The organism is Streptococcus dentasini, assembly GCF_053206945.1.
Genome location: NZ_JBRUHS010000017.1, coordinates 22,639 through 38,487, shown reverse-complemented (window position 1 = coordinate 38,487; position 15,849 = coordinate 22,639). Strand labels below are relative to the sequence as shown.

Sequence of the window (15,849 nt, the reverse complement as noted above, 5' to 3'; positions counted from 1 at the left end):
TCCAAGCTGAAAGCTATATCCAGATGAAGCGGATAGCGGTTGGCACCTTTGCGAACACGTATATCAATACGATTAACGGCGTGACTTACAGTTCGAATATGGTTAAGACGACGACACCGGAGGATCCAGCCGATCCTACGCCGCCGGCACCGAATCGTAACCGTCTGCCGCTAACGGTGAGCTATTACCTTGAGGACGCAACATCGCAGCCAGCAAGGGCCAGTCTTTTACCACAGACGGGCAGTCAGGAGAGTGCTTATCTGCCGCTCTTAGGCTTGAGTGCGATTTTAGCTAGTCTTGGTTTGGCAGGGATGCGCCGTAGGAAGGAAGCATAATGGCTAGAAGTTATTAGGAGCTAGTCTTGGCTCATATACGATAGGTCTGCAAGAAAAGCCCTCGCTGGGATTAAACTCAGCGAGGGCTTTTTGGGTGTGTGTCTACTGCAATAGGTGACCTATCTTAATATCTAGACATAAAAGGAATGGGAATAAAATGAACAGCGTTCATCACGTGAGATGAGATCCGGGGAACCTTTTGAGATTGGAGAAAGGGGGTAGGACAAAAGTCCAACCTCTTTTACTCTATAATCAGCATCCCTTCCTTGATAGCGAAAGGGTCTTTTTCGTTGATGCGGTCGTAGAACATAATCCCGTTAGTGTGGTCAATTTCATGTTGAACAACCATAGAATTGTAACCGCGTAATTTTATCTTTTGTTTATCGCCATTTTTATCGTTATATTCAACGGTTACGCGCGAGTGCCGAACAACATAGCCGGGAACTTCACGGTCGACAGATAGGCAGCCTTCTCCGTCAGCCAAAGCCGCATCCTGAACAGAGTGGGAAAGGATTCTCGGATTATACATAATCTCTTGGAGGCTATAGGGCTGAGCTGGTGGATTGCCTTCCTCGTCTTCTGGATTTGGCACCAAAACAGCGATGATTCGTTTGGAAATATCTAGCTGAGGAGCAGCGAGGCCAACACCTCCACGCAGTCCCATCTTTTCGGCCATCACCGGATCTTGGGAATTTTTAAGGAACTGCATCATCTTTTCTCCCAGAATAATATCCTCATCTGATAGGGGCAGTTCAACCTCAGCTGCCTCTTGGCGCAGGGTCGGATTACCCTCGCGGATAATATCAGACATATCAATCAAATGACTAGGTTTGATAAGTTTATCTTGTATAGACATGAAAATGTGAACCTCCTTCAAGAAAAACAGCCCCTTCTAGCTAGAGAAGGCGGTCTTTCTGACTCTTTTTAATTAAATGAAAACCAAAACCAGATATGGCGTCAAAACCAGCACTAAGAAGCTAAATTAAGGCAAGAATTTTTAATATCAGCCATATAGTTTTGAATTTCAAAGAATATTATGCTTGTATCTTGATAAGATTAGTATAGCACGAAAAATTTTAGAAATAAAGCTACCAATCTGCTAGTTCTGAATCACTAGACTTTCTAACTCCAAGCGTTCTCGAATACGGTACGTTTTAAAAGCAGTCCTTTCAATGATTCCCTGATCCAGAAGCTGTTTGACCACCCGTCCTAAATGACGATAGGAGGTTCCAAAAGCATCAGCCAAGACACTGGGCTGCAGCTGGAAAATTCCTTCCTCTTCATGGCTCAGAATGTAGGTCGCTAAACGTTCCTTGACGGAGTATGAGATATTGGTTGAAGAGATGATGTTTTGCTGTTCTAATTTTTGGGCCAGCTGGCGGCCAATCTGATAGAGCAGGAGTGGATCTTGATAGACCTGCTGCCGATTTTTGAGCGGCAGTTGAACGACTCGGCTGGTTTCCAGAGCAATGACTGACGATACACTATCTTGATTGCTCATCAATTCAATATCGCCAATTAATGTAGGCTCGGTCTGCGTTTCTAGGATATGTTCTTTGCCGTTAAAGAGTCGCCTGACAATCTTTATATGTCCTTCGATAAAATAAAAAAGGTGCCCCAGTGTCTGCCCTTGCTGGCAGATGGCTTGCCCTTTCTTGTAGGTGACCAGCTGCAACTGACTGATATAGTGCTCAGGAAAGATCTGGTAAAGCTTATATTTTGTTAAATAGTATTTTAGTTGATGATCTGCCACCCTAGCCTCCATTTTAGGACGGATGTCCTATTTTTTAAGTCCGCTTTTCATTATACTGGAGAGGTTAAAGTTTTTCAAGAATGGAGTTAGCATGAAATTTACGATGGAGAAAATCAGCCTTCTGGCCTTGTCCTTGATGCTGGTATCAACCTATGCCATTTCCCCAGCCTTACCGGCAATGATTAAAGCTTACGGGAGTCAGGGTATCAGTTCTGATAAAGTAGAGTTATTAATTTCTTTACCCTCCTTTGCCATTATTGCTGTTTTGCTGATGACGCCCTGGCTGAGCCGCCTTTTATCTGAGCGCTTGATGATTGTAGCGGGTCTCTTGTTGCTGTCCCTAGGTGGTATATTTACCATTTTTAGTCAAAATTATAGCTTAGTCTTTTTATCCCGCCTAGTTTTGGGGGTTGGTATCGGTCTTATCAATGCGCGTGCTATCAGCATCATCAGCCAGCGTTTTACGGGGCGAGAGCGCATTAAAATGTTGGGATTGAGGGGGTCCGCAGAAGTGCTAGGTTCTGCTCTTTTGACCTTTATTGCTGGTCAGCTTTTGACGCTGTCATGGTCGGCTGCCTTTGCTATCTACGCCTTGGGATTTATCATCATGGGTCTTTACCTGCTTTTTGTCGGTCCAGATAAGTCCAGCCAAGAATCAGGTTCACCTAAGGAAAGAACTGCTCCCAGTCCTCCTCTCTCTTGGCGGCAGCTAATCTATATTCTCTCCCTTGCTCTTTACGCTGGCTTCGTTATTTTAATCAATTCTGCTAACACCCTGCGTATTCCAGTGATAGTGTCTGCTTTTAGGCTCGGGACTGCCCAAGATGCCAGTCTGATACTCAGTTTGATGATGCTGATGGGAATTGCAGCGGGTGCCTTGTTTAGTAGTCTGGTTGCCTATTTTAAACGGTCTCTGCTGACTCTTGTTCCTCTTGTTTTAGGGCTGGGTCTCTTGGTAATGTGGCTGTCTCACAATCTTTTCTTCCTTAGCTTAGGCGCTCTGCTGACTGGCTTTGTCTACAGTTTAGGAGTGACCTATGTCTTCAACCTCCTGTCTGAAACGATCCCTAAGCAACAGCTGCACACAGCTACGACTCTAGTGCTGCTGGGCTGTAATCTTGGCGGGGCCTGTGCCTCCCTAGCTCTGCGTGTAATCGCTTATCTGACACCTTCACTGACAGCAGCCTTTGCTGTTTTGGGCTTGCTCAGCCTGGGATTAGCAGCCCTGCTGTTTCTAATAAGGCATGTCAGATCTGTAAACTAGCTCCATATATCAATAATCTCGTATGGTTGACGCTGTCTGGCTAATTTGTTAGAATAGAGAGGTCGCAAAGACAAACTAACTTCTTCTTGGTTGTAGGAAGGCCAAAACCTACCACTCGGATGAAGCAATAAAAGGAGAAAAAGATATGGCAATTTCAAAAGAGAAAAAAAATGAAATTATTGCTCAATATGCTCGTCACGAAGGTGACACTGGTTCTGTAGAAGTTCAAGTAGCAGTGCTGACTTGGGAAATCAACCACCTCAACGAGCACATTCAGCAGCACAAAAAAGATCACGCAACTTATCGCGGTTTGATGAAAAAAATCGGTCACCGTCGTAACCTTTTGGCCTACCTTCGTCGTACTGATGTTAACCGTTACCGCGAATTGATTAAATCACTGGGACTTCGTCGTTAAGATTGGGTCTTTGATTTAAAGATAAGGGTTGGACAAAGTCCCAGCTCCTTAAAAAGTGGCTGTCTTATTTGAACCCTAACTTTAAGATAGACGCTCGGACTCTCTAGAAATAGAGGGTCTTTTTTCTTACTATTTACTAAGTCTGATCATGTTTTTGTGTCTAAACAGCTTTAAAGACGGGGCTCTAAACCACTATCGAAGATGCTGGATTTGATTGGCTAAAGTGCTATCTCAAAAAAGTGTGATTTTTTTCACAAAAATGCTTGACATTATTCCAAAATAGGGTAAACTTAATAAGTGAAGAAAGTCACAAACTTTTAAAAGAGTAAATTTTCAAAAAGTTTCCGAGACATTCTTTTTAGAAAAACACTAATCATTTGGAGGAGACCTTAATGGCTAAAGAAACGAAGGCAGCAGCAGAAAAAGTTGAAGAACTAGCGCAGGAATACACCAGTTCCCTCATCGACAAAGCCTTAAAAGCTGAGCAAGAATATGCGACCTACACCCAAGAACAGGTTGATAAAATTATTGCAGCGATGGCTCTTGCTGGTTCAGAAAGTTCTCTGCAACTGGCCAAAGAAGCTGTCGAGGAAACAGGTCGTGGTATCGTTGAAGATAAAGATATAAAAAACCATTTTGCTACTGAAAATATTTACGAATTAATTAAACATGAAAAAACAGTAGGCATTATCGGCGAAGATAAGGTTAAAGGTCAGGTTCACATTGCGGCTCCCCTAGGTGTTATTGCGGGGATTGTCCCAACAACAAATCCCACTTCAACAACCATGTTCAAGAGTTTGGCAGCCTTAAAGACACGCAATGCTATTGTCTTTGCCTTCCACCCATCAGCTCAAAGTTGTTCTGTTCATGCAGCTCAAATTATGTATAAAGCTGCCATCAAGGCTGGCGCACCTGAAAATATTATCCAATGGATTGAAACGCCTTCTATTGCCAACACAAACGCCTTGATTACCAATAAGAAAATTGCTGCAATCTTAGCAACAGGCGGCCCTGGTATGGTCAATGCGGCTCTTAAATCAGGTAACCCTTCAATGGGGGTTGGTGCTGGTAACGGTGCAGTCTATGTTGATGCGACAGCTCATATTGACCGTGCTGTCGAAGACCTTCTTATGTCAAAACGCTTTGATAACGGTATGATTTGTGCGACAGAAAACTCTGCTGTTGTTGAAGCTCCAATCTATAAGGAATGGCTCAAGAAAATGCAAGAAAAAGGTGCCTATTTGGTGCCTAAGAAGGACTACAAGAAACTGGAAGAATGCGTCTTCAATGACCATCATGGAGTTAATGGACCGGTAGCTGGTATGTCTGCCCGCTGGATTTGTGAGCGCGCTGGTGTGGATCTACCAGAAGGCAAAGATGTTCTCTTGTTTGAATTAGACGCCAAGAATATCGGTGAAAAGTTGTCCTCTGAAAAGCTATCCCCTCTGCTTTCTGTATACAAGGCTAAAGACCGTGAAGACGGTATTGAAATTGTTGAAGCCCTTCTTGACTACCAAGGTGCTGGACACAATGCGGCAATTCAAATTGGTTCTCAGGCTGACCCATTTGTAGCTGAATATGGTGATCGCGTAAAAGCGTCCCGTGTTCTGGTCAACCAACCGGATTCCATCGGTGGTATCGGTGATATTTATACGGACGCCTTGAAGGCAAGTCTGACATTGGGAACAGGATCATGGGGGAAAAATTCATTGTCACACAATCTATCAACTGGCGACCTCTTGAATGTTAAAACAGTCGCAAAACGTCGTAACCGCCCTCAATGGGTACGCCTGCCGGAAAAAACTTACTATGAAAAGAATGCTATTTCCTATCTACAAGATGACTATGAACCAATGCGGCGTGCTCTGATTGTAGCAGACCCTGGTATGGTACAGTTCGGTTTCGTTGACACGGTTTTGGGGCAATTGGCGCTTCGCGATGAAAAGGTAGTTACCTCTCTTTATGGCACGATCAAACCAGACCCAACTCTGGGACAAACGATTGAAATTGCTAAGCAAATGCGCGACTTTAAGCCAGATACTGTTATTGCTATCGGTGGTGGTTCAGCTATTGATGCGTCTAAGATTGCCCGTTTGATTTATGAAACATCATTGGACCGCGAGCCAGACTTTTTGGATAGCTATGAGCAAGTCAGTGCCTTCTTCCTTGAGTTGCAACAAAAATTCATCGATATCCGTAAACGTATCGTTAAGTTCAAACACCAAACGGAGACCCGTCTCTTCTGTATTCCAACGACATCCGGTACAGGAGCTGAGGTTACACCGTTTGCCGTTATCACAGACGACTTTACTCATGTTAAATATCCTCTGGCTGATTACGAGCTTGTGCCACAGGTTGCTATTGTTGACCCAGAATTTGTTATGACAGTGCCTAAACGCACAGCAGCCCTCTCAGGACTCGATGCTCTCTCCCACGCTTTGGAATCTTACGTCTCTGTCATGGCTTCTGATTTTACTCGCCCATGGTCGCTTGAAGCTATTAAGCTGATCATTGAAAATCTGGAAGATGCCTACAACTACGATCCGAAAAATCCGACACTTCGTGGGGAACAAGCCAAAGAAAACATGCATTATGCGTCAACAATTGCTGGTATGGCCTTCGGTAATGCCTTCTTAGGAATCAACCACTCGCTTGCCCATAAAACAGGTGGTGAGTTCGGTCTGCCTCACGGTTTAGCCATTGCCATTGCTATGCAGCATGTTATCCGCTACAACGGTGTTGCAGGCAACGTGAAACGTTCTGTCTATCCGCGTTATGAGGAATACCGTGCTCAGCGTGACTATGCTGATATTGCCCGTGCTCTTGGTCTTAAAGGCAAAACGGATGAAGAGTTAGTTGAAGCGCTGTGTCAGCGGATTGACAAACTGATGAAGGCTATTGATGTTGAACCTAAATTGTCGGCTAATGGTGTTAGTAAGAAAGACTTTGAAGCGGCTCTTGATCGCTTAGCGAGTCTGGCTTATGATGACCAATGTACACCAGCTAATCCGCGTCAGCCATACATTGAAGATATGAAACAACTCTTGATTGATCAATTCTAATCGAAATTACTAGCACCTAAAGAAACAGCTTAAAGAATTAGTATTCCTTTTAGAAAGTCCAGTGGACCCTTTAAGGGGTTGCTAGTGAGTGTTGGCTGCCAGTGCAGAAAAAATAATAAGAAAAGCAAGGGTCTTGCCCTACTCCCTCATATAGTGAATAGTGAAAATCTAAAATTCACAGGCACTCTGGGGGAGTTTTCTTATGCTCAAAAACAGCGTGAGATTGGGCAAAAACTCGTCCAGTATCTCTGTCTTGAAGCAAGCTCCTGATGCAGTGGTTAGGAGCAAGACTTGTTGGCGATGCCAACTTAATCTTACCCCTGTACAATCTCCATTAAGCGCCTTAGCACCAATGAATCACTGCTGACTGGCTTCCTTTTGCCAGCAGGTTAAGACAAAAAACGAAACGAATGGGGACACCGTTAATCTTATTTCCATTCCCTATATCCTAATGGTATCTATTTGGGTGCTATAACACTGAGGTGTGCTATAATAAGTCCATGTTATTTTATTTTATAGTGGGCTTGATTTTACTGATGCCGGTTTTAGGCCTCGTTTTTATCGGTCTAGCTGTCAGCCCGAAAGTAGGTAATATCAGGTGGGTGATGCTAATTGGTTTGCTACTGTTTGCCCTGTCTTTCTATAGTCTCTACTTGAAAATTGATGTCCTCTTTTTTAGTTTCTTTGCACTAGGTCCCTTTTTATTTGGCTTGGGCCTGCCCGTCAGTCTTTCGTCAAGTAAACGTCTTCAGGCCGGTCTATCCGGCCTTGGTTTGCTTCTCCTTTTTCTGGGAATGCTCCTTATTATTGCTAATATGCTTAACCATATCTAGGAGAGTGGGATTCAATCGGTAAATCGTAATAAAATTGCGATTTCGATTTTCTTCGCTCTCTCATTTTTAGGCTCAGACCTCTGACACTTTCCTGTTTTTAGGTGGCAGGCGTTTGGCAGTCTGGGGATAGACTGCCAAACGCTACTGGAACATTTTGACACTTGCAAAGTTCATGGTATTAGATAACCTGAGGCTGAGATAAAAGTTCTCAACCTTATTTATTTGGTCAATTTTCTTCGCTAGGCTCAGTGGTTAGTTAGATATCCCTATCCCTTGTTATACAAGTGATAGCTCCAACAGTTTGGGGAATTGTTGGAGGATATCCAATTCTATGAACGTTAGTTCATGTCAATTCCTAACCAACTTTGCGGAAGTGGGACAGCGAAAGCAAATTCTTCGAATTATTGATTTCTGTCCCATTCTCAGCTATCATTTACGTGGTTGTTAAACAGTCCAGTGGACTATCTAAGAGGCACCTGAAAATGGGACTGCGCCTCGCGATAAGGACTGCCAACCACTGCGTCAATGGAATATGCTAAAGAGTCTGGATTTTGTCTCAGTCCCTTTTTCTTCATCCTAAAAGCCTTAAACATATCAGTAACCTTATCATTAGTCACTATTTGTGGTAAAATAGAAGCGATTCTAATTCTGGTAAAAGAGGTACTCTAATGGCGAAACAAACCTTCCAAATGACCTTTGCAGGGCAACCCTTGGTGGTGGAAATAGGTCAGGTAGCCAAGCAGGCTAACGGCGCTGCTGTCATCCGCTATGGCGAATCAACGGTGTTCAGTGCTGCCGTCATGTCCAAAAAGATGGCAACGACAGATTTCTTTCCCTTGCAGGTTAATTATGAAGAAAAAATGTATGCGGCCGGAAAGTTTCCGGGTGGCTTTATGAAGCGGGAAGGTCGCCCGCCAGCAGAGGCGACACTAACAGCCCGCCTTATCGACCGACCTATTCGGCCCATGTTTGCAGAAGGTTTTCGCAATGAGGTGCAGGTGATTAATACAGTTCTATCCTATGATCCTGATGCTAGTGCTCCTATGGCGGCCATGTTTGGAAGCTCTCTTGCCCTGTCAATTTCTGATATCCCTTTTAATGGCCCCATTGCCGGTGTACAAGTTGCCTATATTGATGGTGAATTCATCATTAATCCTTCTACTCAGCAGAAAGAAAATTCTTTGCTGGAACTAACAGTTGCTGGGACAAAGGAAGCCATCAATATGGTAGAATCTGGCGCTAAGGAATTGCCGGAAGAAATTATGTTAGAAGCTCTTCTTGAGGGTCATAGTGCGATTCAGGAGCTGATTGCCTTCCAAGAAGAAATTATCACTGCTGTCGGACAAGCAAAAGCTGATATCGAGCTCTTGCAGGTAGATGAGGCCCTCAAGTCTGAAATCATTAAAGAGTATAATCCTGCTCTGCAAAGAGCTGTTCAAGTAGAAGAAAAACTAGCGCGTGAAGAAGCGACTCAGGAAGTTAAAGATAAGGTTATAGCGGCTTATGAAGAGCGCTATGCAGATCATGAGGATTATGAGCGTATCATGCGGGATGTCGCTGAAGTTTTAGAGGAAATGGAACACGCAGAGGTGCGTCGCCTCATTACACAGGACAAGATTCGTCCTGATGGCCGTCGTATTGATGAGATTCGTCCTTTAGAAGCGGATATAGACTTTCTGCCGCAAGTTCACGGTTCTGGTCTCTTTACTCGCGGTCAGACGCAGGCCCTGTCAGTTCTGACCCTAGCGCCTATGAGTGAGACCAAGATTGTTGACGGTTTGGATCCCGAATATCGCAAACGCTTCTTGCATCACTATAATTTTCCGCAGTATTCAGTTGGCGAAACCGGCCGCTACGGTGCTCCCGGCCGTCGTGAAATTGGCCACGGAGCCTTAGGTGAGCGTGCTCTAGCACAGGTCTTGCCTAGCTTTGAAGACTTTCCTTATGCCATCCGTTTAGTTGCAGAAGTCCTAGAGTCCAATGGTTCTTCCTCCCAAGCTTCTATCTGTGCTGGGACCTTGGCACTCATGGCTGGAGGTGTCCCTATCAAGGCGCCGGTGGCTGGAATCGCTATGGGCCTTATTTCAGATGGCAGCGATTATACAATTCTGACTGATATTCAGGGGCTTGAGGATCACTTTGGTGATATGGACTTTAAGGTAGCAGGGACGCGCCAAGGAATTACTGCCCTGCAAATGGACATTAAAATCTCAGGAATCACGCCGAAGATCCTGCAGGAAGCTCTTGCTCAAGCAAAAAAAGCCCGCTTTGAGATTCTTGATGTCATTGAGACTACTATTTCAGAACCCCGTCCAGAATTGGCACCGACAGCTCCTAAAATCGATACCTTAAAAATTGATGTGGATAAGATTAAGGTGGTCATCGGTAAGGGAGGCGAAACCATTGATAAGATTATCGAGGAGACCGGTGTTAAAATTGATATTGATGAAGCCGGCAATGTTCAAATCTACTCATCAGATTTAGCAGCCATTGAGCAAGCTAAGAAAATTATTGCTGATCTAGTACGTGAGGCTAAAGTTGGTGAGGTCTACCACGCTAAGGTCATCCGCTTAGAAAGCTTTGGAGCCTTTGTCAATCTTTTTGAGGGGACGGATGCCTTGGTGCATATTTCAGAGCTGGCTTGGCAGCGTACGGAAAAGGTCGAAGACGTTGTCAAACTTGGCGACGAAGTCGATGTTAAAATCATCAAAATTGATGATAAAGGGCGCGTCAATGCTTCGATAAAAGCCCTGCAGCCAAGGCCCAAAAAACAAGAAGAAGCTACTGAAAGCAAGAGATTTCACCGCAAGAAACACCGTGGTCATGAGGAACATGGTCATCCAGCCACCTCTCTCCAGTCAGCAGAAAACCGAGAACAAGAAGGTAAGCATCATGAATAAATTTAACTCAGAAATTGATTTTGCTCTGCGCAATTTCATCGCTAATCCGGAAAATTTTTTAGACGGTTTAACCTTGGTCAACAGTCTCCACTCTATTCCTGTAATTGCCAGCAGCCAGCCTTATGCTATTGCAATTGAAGGACAGAAGGTTGTTCCAGTTTTCACTAATAAGTCAGATTTGGATCGCTTTAAAAAAGAGCATCCTAGCGCCAAACAGCAGGAATGGGTTGAGCGTCTCAGTATAGAAATTTTAGAGGAAGCTGTTGTTAACCGTCTTCATGGCCTAGTTTTCAATATTAAGAAGGCTGGTGACTTTGCAAATTCAACAATCTTTAAAAGTAGTGAAATGATCCAACTGATTAACACCTACACGACCCTGCTCAACGATGTCTTAGGTGAGGAAAATCAAAGTCGTCCAGAGTTGGAGCGCCGCTACTTTGTTCCAGTAATTATTTTGGCAGATGAGACCGGCGGCTATCAGCGTAGTTATCCGGCCTTAGCTATTGAAGGAGCAGATTACATTCCAGCCTTCTCCAGTATTCCTAGCTTTGCCAAATGGTATAATAATGGTGAGTTGGGCTACCCTTTTCGCGCTGCCAAGGGGATGGTAATGACGTGGACGATAGACGAAATTGCTCACCCTGCTCAAGGAGAAAGCGGTGTGGGAAATACGCGTGGTGTAGTCCTCGATCCTCTCAATGAAATGCAAAGACTCGTGGACTGGACAAGCTAATTAGTGCTTATGAGAAGGTGCAAGGGAAAGTCTCGCTGTCTCTGTATTTAGATAGGAGATTTTGAGTGCTGTTTCTTCATATTTATCGATGAATCTGGTCAAAAGTGGCTCAGCTGTTAGTGTTTTTAGTACTTACAGATTGTAAGATTCTGAGATGAGCCCCTTGTCTGGATGCAAAGAAAATATTGTTGTCAAGACTCCTCCTTTTTAGGCTTGCTTGATGGTTTAGTGTCTCTATTTGAACATATCTAAAAGCTCAAAAATAAAGTGCCTTGCCTTTAGAGAGATAGTCTGGCCCCCCTTGTAATCTTATTTGCTCTTTACAGGCTTTATAGCTTGTGAAATTTAGCCTGCACTTCTGTGAAAATAGTTTTCCCTATCTGAAAAATTTATAGTTTACTCGGTAGGGATATTAGTTTTCTTTAGAGTATTTGAGAACTTAGTATCTTGTGAAAGGATGTGTTTATGGGCTGGTGGAAGGAAACTATTGATATTGTAAAGCGCCAAGACCCAGCTGCCCGAAGTTCTTTGGAAGTTCTGTTGACTTATCCTGGAATTAAGGCGCTGGCAGCTCACCGTTTATCACACTTTCTGTGGCGGCACCATCTTAGACTGCTGGCTCGTATGCACAGTCAGTTTTGGCGCTTTTGGACGCAAATTGAAATTCACCCAGGAGCGCAGATTGCCGAAGGGGTTTTTATCGATCATGGCTCTGGTTTAGTTATTGGCGAAACAGCCATTGTCGAGAAAGGTGCCATGCTTTACCATGGAGTAACCTTAGGAGGAACGGGAAAGGATGTGGGGAAACGGCATCCGACTATCCGCGAAGGTGCTCTTATTTCCGCTCATTCTCAGCTAATTGGTCCGATTGAGATTGGTAAGAATGCTAAGGTTGGGGCAGCTGCGGTTGTTCTGTCAGATGTCCCGGCGGATGTCACTGTTGTCGGTGTCCCTGCTAAGGTCGTCCGAGTTCATGGACGAAAGGATGAGCAAGCCATCCGTACGCTCCAGGAAGCACGGGAGGCTAGCTACCATTCATCGCATTTGTAGTTGCCCTGAGTAGCAGTATAGCGGTAAAAAATGCAAATCGGTGAATTTTTAGAATTGGTCTAGTTGTTTAAATGAGCTACACTTGTTTTTATGCTAATTCATAATAATCTTATTAGGCAAGGTTCTTGGGTCTACATGGAGCAGGTGGTAAATGGCTTTCGCTACCTTAAATTTATAACTAAAAGCGATGAGTTTGGGAATTGATAATGAAAATTCTGCGTCTATTTATATGAACAGAAAACAAGCGAAAATGAATAAAGGAGACAAGGTGATTAAAATCTATGATACTATGACCCGCAGCCTGCGGGATTTTGTGCCAATTCATGAGGATACGGTCAATATGTATGTCTGCGGTCCGACTGTCTATAACTATATCCATATCGGCAATGCCCGCTCCAGCGTAGCTTTTGACACTATTCGCCGTTATTTTGAATACCGCGGTTATACTGTCAACTACATCTCAAACTTTACTGATGTTGACGATAAGATTATTAAGGCAGCTGCAGAAGCTGACATGCCCCCTAAAGCCTTGGCGGATAAATTTATCGCTGCTTTCATGGAAGATACCAGGGCACTAGGGATTAAGCCAGCTACCCAAAACCCCCGTGTGATGGATTACATGGACCAGATCATTGAGTTTATTGAAATCCTGCTTGCTAAGGGCTTTGCTTATGAGTCCGCTGGGGATGTCTATTTCCGTGTCCAAAAGTCAGAAAATTATGCTGCCCTAGCCAATAAAACATTGGCTGATTTGGAGATTGGAGCCAGCGGTCGTACCGATGCCGAGACCGATCGTAAGGAGGATCCTTTGGATTTTGCCCTCTGGAAATCGGCCAAAGCTGGTGAGATTTCTTGGAATAGTCCTTGGGGACAGGGGCGTCCAGGCTGGCATATTGAGTGTTCGGTTATGTCAACCACGATTCTTGGTGATACAATTGATATCCATGGCGGTGGTACTGATCTGGAGTTTCCTCACCACACCAACGAAATTGCCCAGTCTGAAGCCAAGACAGGACAAACTTTTGCTAATTACTGGATGCATAATGGATTTGTCAATGTAGATGATGAAAAAATGTCTAAATCGCTTGGGAACTTTGTGACTGTCCACGATCTTTTAAAGACAGTGGATGGTCAGGTTCTGCGTTTCTTTCTTGCTAGTCAGCACTATCGCAAACCTATTAATTTTACAGATAAGGCCATCCACGATGCTGGGGTTAATGTAAAATATCTAAAAAATACTTATACACTTCCGCTTACAGATCAGGCAGATGAGTCAACCCTAAAGCAATTCCAAGCAGACTTTGTAGCAGCCATGGATGATGATTTTAATGCAGCTAATGGCATTACCGTAATTTTTGATATGGCCAAGTGGATCAATTCTGGCAACTATACTCAAACAGTAAAAGTAGCATTCGGGGACATGCTGGCTGTGATGGGATTGGCTTTTGAAGAAGAAAGTCTTGACCAAGAGATTGAAGCCTTGATTGCGCAGCGTCAAGAAGCGCGTACTCAAAAAGACTTTGCTACAGCCGATCGAATCCGCGATGAATTGGCTGCTCAAGGAATCAAGCTTCTTGATACTAAGGATGGCGTGAGGTGGACACGTGACTAAGGTAGATGTCAAGCTTATCAACGGGATTGCCCTAGCCTTTGAAGGAGATGCTGTCTACTCGCTTTATATTCGCCGCTATCTAATTTTTCAGGGGCAGACTAAGCCCAATCAACTCCATCGTATGGCAACCCGCTATGTCTCTGCCAAGGCTCAGGCCCAGCTGGTTCAGGCCTTACTAGATACTGGTTTACTGACGGAAGCAGAAGAAGCTATTTACAAACGCGGACGTAATGCACATACGCATACCAAGGCCAAAAATACCGATATTATTACCTATAAAATGTCTACGGGTTTTGAGGCTGTGCTGGGTTACCTCCACATGACAGAGCAAATCAGTCGCATGGAAGAGCTGATTGCTTGGTGTATTGCCTATATTGAAAAGCAATACTAAAAGGAAGCCAAACATGCGGCTTCCTTTTAGTGTTGCTTATAAATTCTTATTGACATACCTGACAAAGTGATTCCACCATACTTTGAGGAAGAAGCTCTTTTTAACCGGCTTTTGAGCGACAAGTGTCATTTTAGGTGGTTGATCCAGATAACCTGTACCAATGAGATCAGGATCATCGTAGGTAAGACTACCGACTTTTCTTCCTTTTTTTAGGGCGGCTGTCACGGACTTAGTATGAATCTTGGCTCCGGGTTTTTTATCGGAACCAATTTTAGTGACAACTTTGAAATCGTCCTTAACGACAGCAGGCACAGTCTTAGACTTACCATCAACAACTTGGGCTGTGCTTTTATGATAACTGGCCCCTTCAACCGTCAGGGTGGTCATCTGAAAATTATAGGCTGCATAATTGAGCAACTGGTTAGTTGCATCAAAACGTGCATACTCATTAGTGTCAGCATTGTCAGCATTTAAAATGACAGTAATCACACGCATACCATTTTCAGTTGATGTAGCGACAAAAGATTGACCGGCCAATTCCGTCGTCCCCGTCTTGAGACCATCTACGCCATCGCGGGCATACGGCATTCCATCCAACATATAATTAAAGGTATTCATGGTTGAGCCGTGAAAATCAGCGCTGGTCTTCTTGGTAATATCTAGAACCTCAGGATATTCACGAATCAAGTGCTGAGCGATGATAGCCACATCACGGGCACTCATCTGGTTCTCATCGTCACTGGAAGAACCGGGGTAAAGGTGATCTCCTAAGTAACTGTTGTTAAGGCCAGAAGCATTGACCAGCTTAGCGTCCTTAATTCCCCACTCTTTTAGCTGTCTTTGCATCATATCAACAAAAGTCTGCTCGCTGCCGCCTATTTTTTCTGCCAGCGCGATAGCTGCACTGTTAGCACTAGAAATCATGGCAGCCTCAACTAAATCTTTAACCGTATATTCACGGGCTTCCATTGGAACATTGCTGGCTTCAGAGTTAGTTGTCAAATCATAGGCATAATCAGAAATCTTAACCTTACTGTTCCAGGATAATTTTCCCTCATCAATCTGCCGATAAACCATATAAATTGTTAAAATTTTCGTGATGGAGGCTATGCCATCAGGTGTTGTAGCATCTTTTTCATAAAGCACCTTGCCGGTGCTGGCCTCAACGGCGATAGCATGTTCAGCCGGAGCTTCAAATTTATCGGCCTGAACCAATCCGCCACTAAAAAGCAAGGCAAGGCCTAAAATCAGTCCTACAAAAAATTTTTTCATAACTGCTTCCTTAATTTAAGATATCTTTCTTATTATATCATAAAAGGTAGTTTCAAAAGAAACAATCCGATTAAGATTAAACTTACAATTCAGTGTCAAGAACAATAAAAATTCTCAAAGTAGAGCGAAAAGAGTGGGAAAAGCATCCTAGTGAATTGCTTTTTCCACTCTTTTTATTCTTACTGCTAGTGTTTAGTTATGATTTTAGGACAGGAAACGTCTCCAATTC

The 15,849-nt window shown here is 43.9% G+C and carries 13 protein-coding genes; 10 read left to right on the top strand and 3 right to left on the bottom strand.

Annotated elements, in window-relative coordinates; genetic code table 11:
• On the top strand, positions 1 to 335 hold a 335-nt coding region (locus tag ACVR1G_RS10320; RefSeq protein ID WP_447453094.1), incomplete at its 5' end, for an LPXTG cell wall anchor domain-containing protein.
• A gap of 241 nt (positions 336 to 576) precedes the next feature.
• Here ACVR1G_RS10320 and def read toward each other — a convergent pair.
• Both def and ACVR1G_RS10310 read right to left on the bottom strand, forming a co-directional pair.
• On the bottom strand, positions 577 to 1,191 hold the full coding sequence (def, locus tag ACVR1G_RS10315) for a peptide deformylase (protein ID WP_447453093.1): 615 nt from the start codon (positions 1,189 to 1,191) through the stop codon (positions 577 to 579).
• 243 nt (positions 1,192 to 1,434) lie between these two features.
• Positions 1,435 to 2,100 carry a Crp/Fnr family transcriptional regulator gene (locus tag ACVR1G_RS10310; protein WP_447453092.1) on the bottom strand — a complete coding sequence of 222 codons (666 nt, stop codon included), beginning with the start codon at positions 2,098 to 2,100 and terminating at the stop codon, positions 1,435 to 1,437.
• A gap of 79 nt (positions 2,101 to 2,179) precedes the next feature.
• Between ACVR1G_RS10310 and ACVR1G_RS10305 the strand changes: the two genes are divergently transcribed.
• From ACVR1G_RS10305 to ACVR1G_RS10265, 9 genes are all read left to right on the top strand, one after another.
• On the top strand, positions 2,180 to 3,352 hold the full coding sequence (locus ACVR1G_RS10305; protein ID WP_447453091.1) for an MFS transporter: 1,173 nt from the start codon (positions 2,180 to 2,182) through the stop codon (positions 3,350 to 3,352).
• Positions 3,353 to 3,497: 145 nt separating this feature from the next.
• Positions 3,498 to 3,767, top strand: coding sequence for a 30S ribosomal protein S15 (rpsO, locus tag ACVR1G_RS10300; protein ID WP_447453090.1), 270 nt, complete (start codon positions 3,498 to 3,500; stop codon positions 3,765 to 3,767).
• Between the two features lie 392 nt (positions 3,768 to 4,159).
• Positions 4,160 to 6,829 carry a bifunctional acetaldehyde-CoA/alcohol dehydrogenase gene (adhE, locus tag ACVR1G_RS10295; protein ID WP_447453089.1) on the top strand — a complete coding sequence of 890 codons (2,670 nt, stop codon included), beginning with the start codon at positions 4,160 to 4,162 and terminating at the stop codon, positions 6,827 to 6,829.
• A gap of 500 nt (positions 6,830 to 7,329) precedes the next feature.
• Positions 7,330 to 7,662 (top strand): hypothetical protein, encoded by a 333-nt coding sequence (locus tag ACVR1G_RS10290; protein WP_447453088.1) that lies wholly within the window; start codon positions 7,330 to 7,332, stop codon positions 7,660 to 7,662.
• A 668-nt stretch (positions 7,663 to 8,330) separates the two neighbouring features.
• Positions 8,331 to 10,562, top strand: a complete 2,232-nt coding sequence (gene pnp / locus ACVR1G_RS10285) for a polyribonucleotide nucleotidyltransferase (protein WP_447453087.1) — start codon at positions 8,331 to 8,333, stop codon at positions 10,560 to 10,562.
• Positions 10,555 to 11,295: an SseB family protein gene (locus ACVR1G_RS10280; RefSeq protein WP_447453086.1), complete on the top strand. Its 741-nt coding sequence runs from the start codon at positions 10,555 to 10,557 to the stop codon at positions 11,293 to 11,295. The genes pnp and ACVR1G_RS10280 overlap by 8 nt, the downstream gene beginning before the upstream one ends.
• A 465-nt stretch (positions 11,296 to 11,760) precedes the next feature.
• Positions 11,761 to 12,345, top strand: coding sequence for a serine O-acetyltransferase (cysE, locus tag ACVR1G_RS10275; protein ID WP_447453085.1), 585 nt, complete (start codon positions 11,761 to 11,763; stop codon positions 12,343 to 12,345).
• A 268-nt stretch (positions 12,346 to 12,613) separates the two neighbouring features.
• Positions 12,614 to 13,957 carry a cysteine--tRNA ligase gene (gene cysS, locus ACVR1G_RS10270; protein ID WP_447453084.1) on the top strand — a complete coding sequence of 448 codons (1,344 nt, stop codon included), beginning with the start codon at positions 12,614 to 12,616 and terminating at the stop codon, positions 13,955 to 13,957.
• A complete protein-coding gene (locus tag ACVR1G_RS10265; RefSeq protein WP_447453083.1) occupies positions 13,950 to 14,348 on the top strand; it encodes a Mini-ribonuclease 3 in 399 nt (132 codons plus the stop codon). Before cysS ends, ACVR1G_RS10265 begins: the two co-directional genes overlap by 8 nt.
• Before the next feature lie 36 nt (positions 14,349 to 14,384).
• Here ACVR1G_RS10265 and pbp3 read toward each other — a convergent pair whose 3' ends face one another.
• Complete coding sequence (gene pbp3, locus ACVR1G_RS10260; RefSeq protein ID WP_447453082.1) at positions 14,385 to 15,620, bottom strand: D-alanyl-D-alanine carboxypeptidase PBP3; 1,236 nt, start codon at positions 15,618 to 15,620, stop codon at positions 14,385 to 14,387.
• Between the last annotated feature and the right edge of the window lie 229 nt (positions 15,621 to 15,849).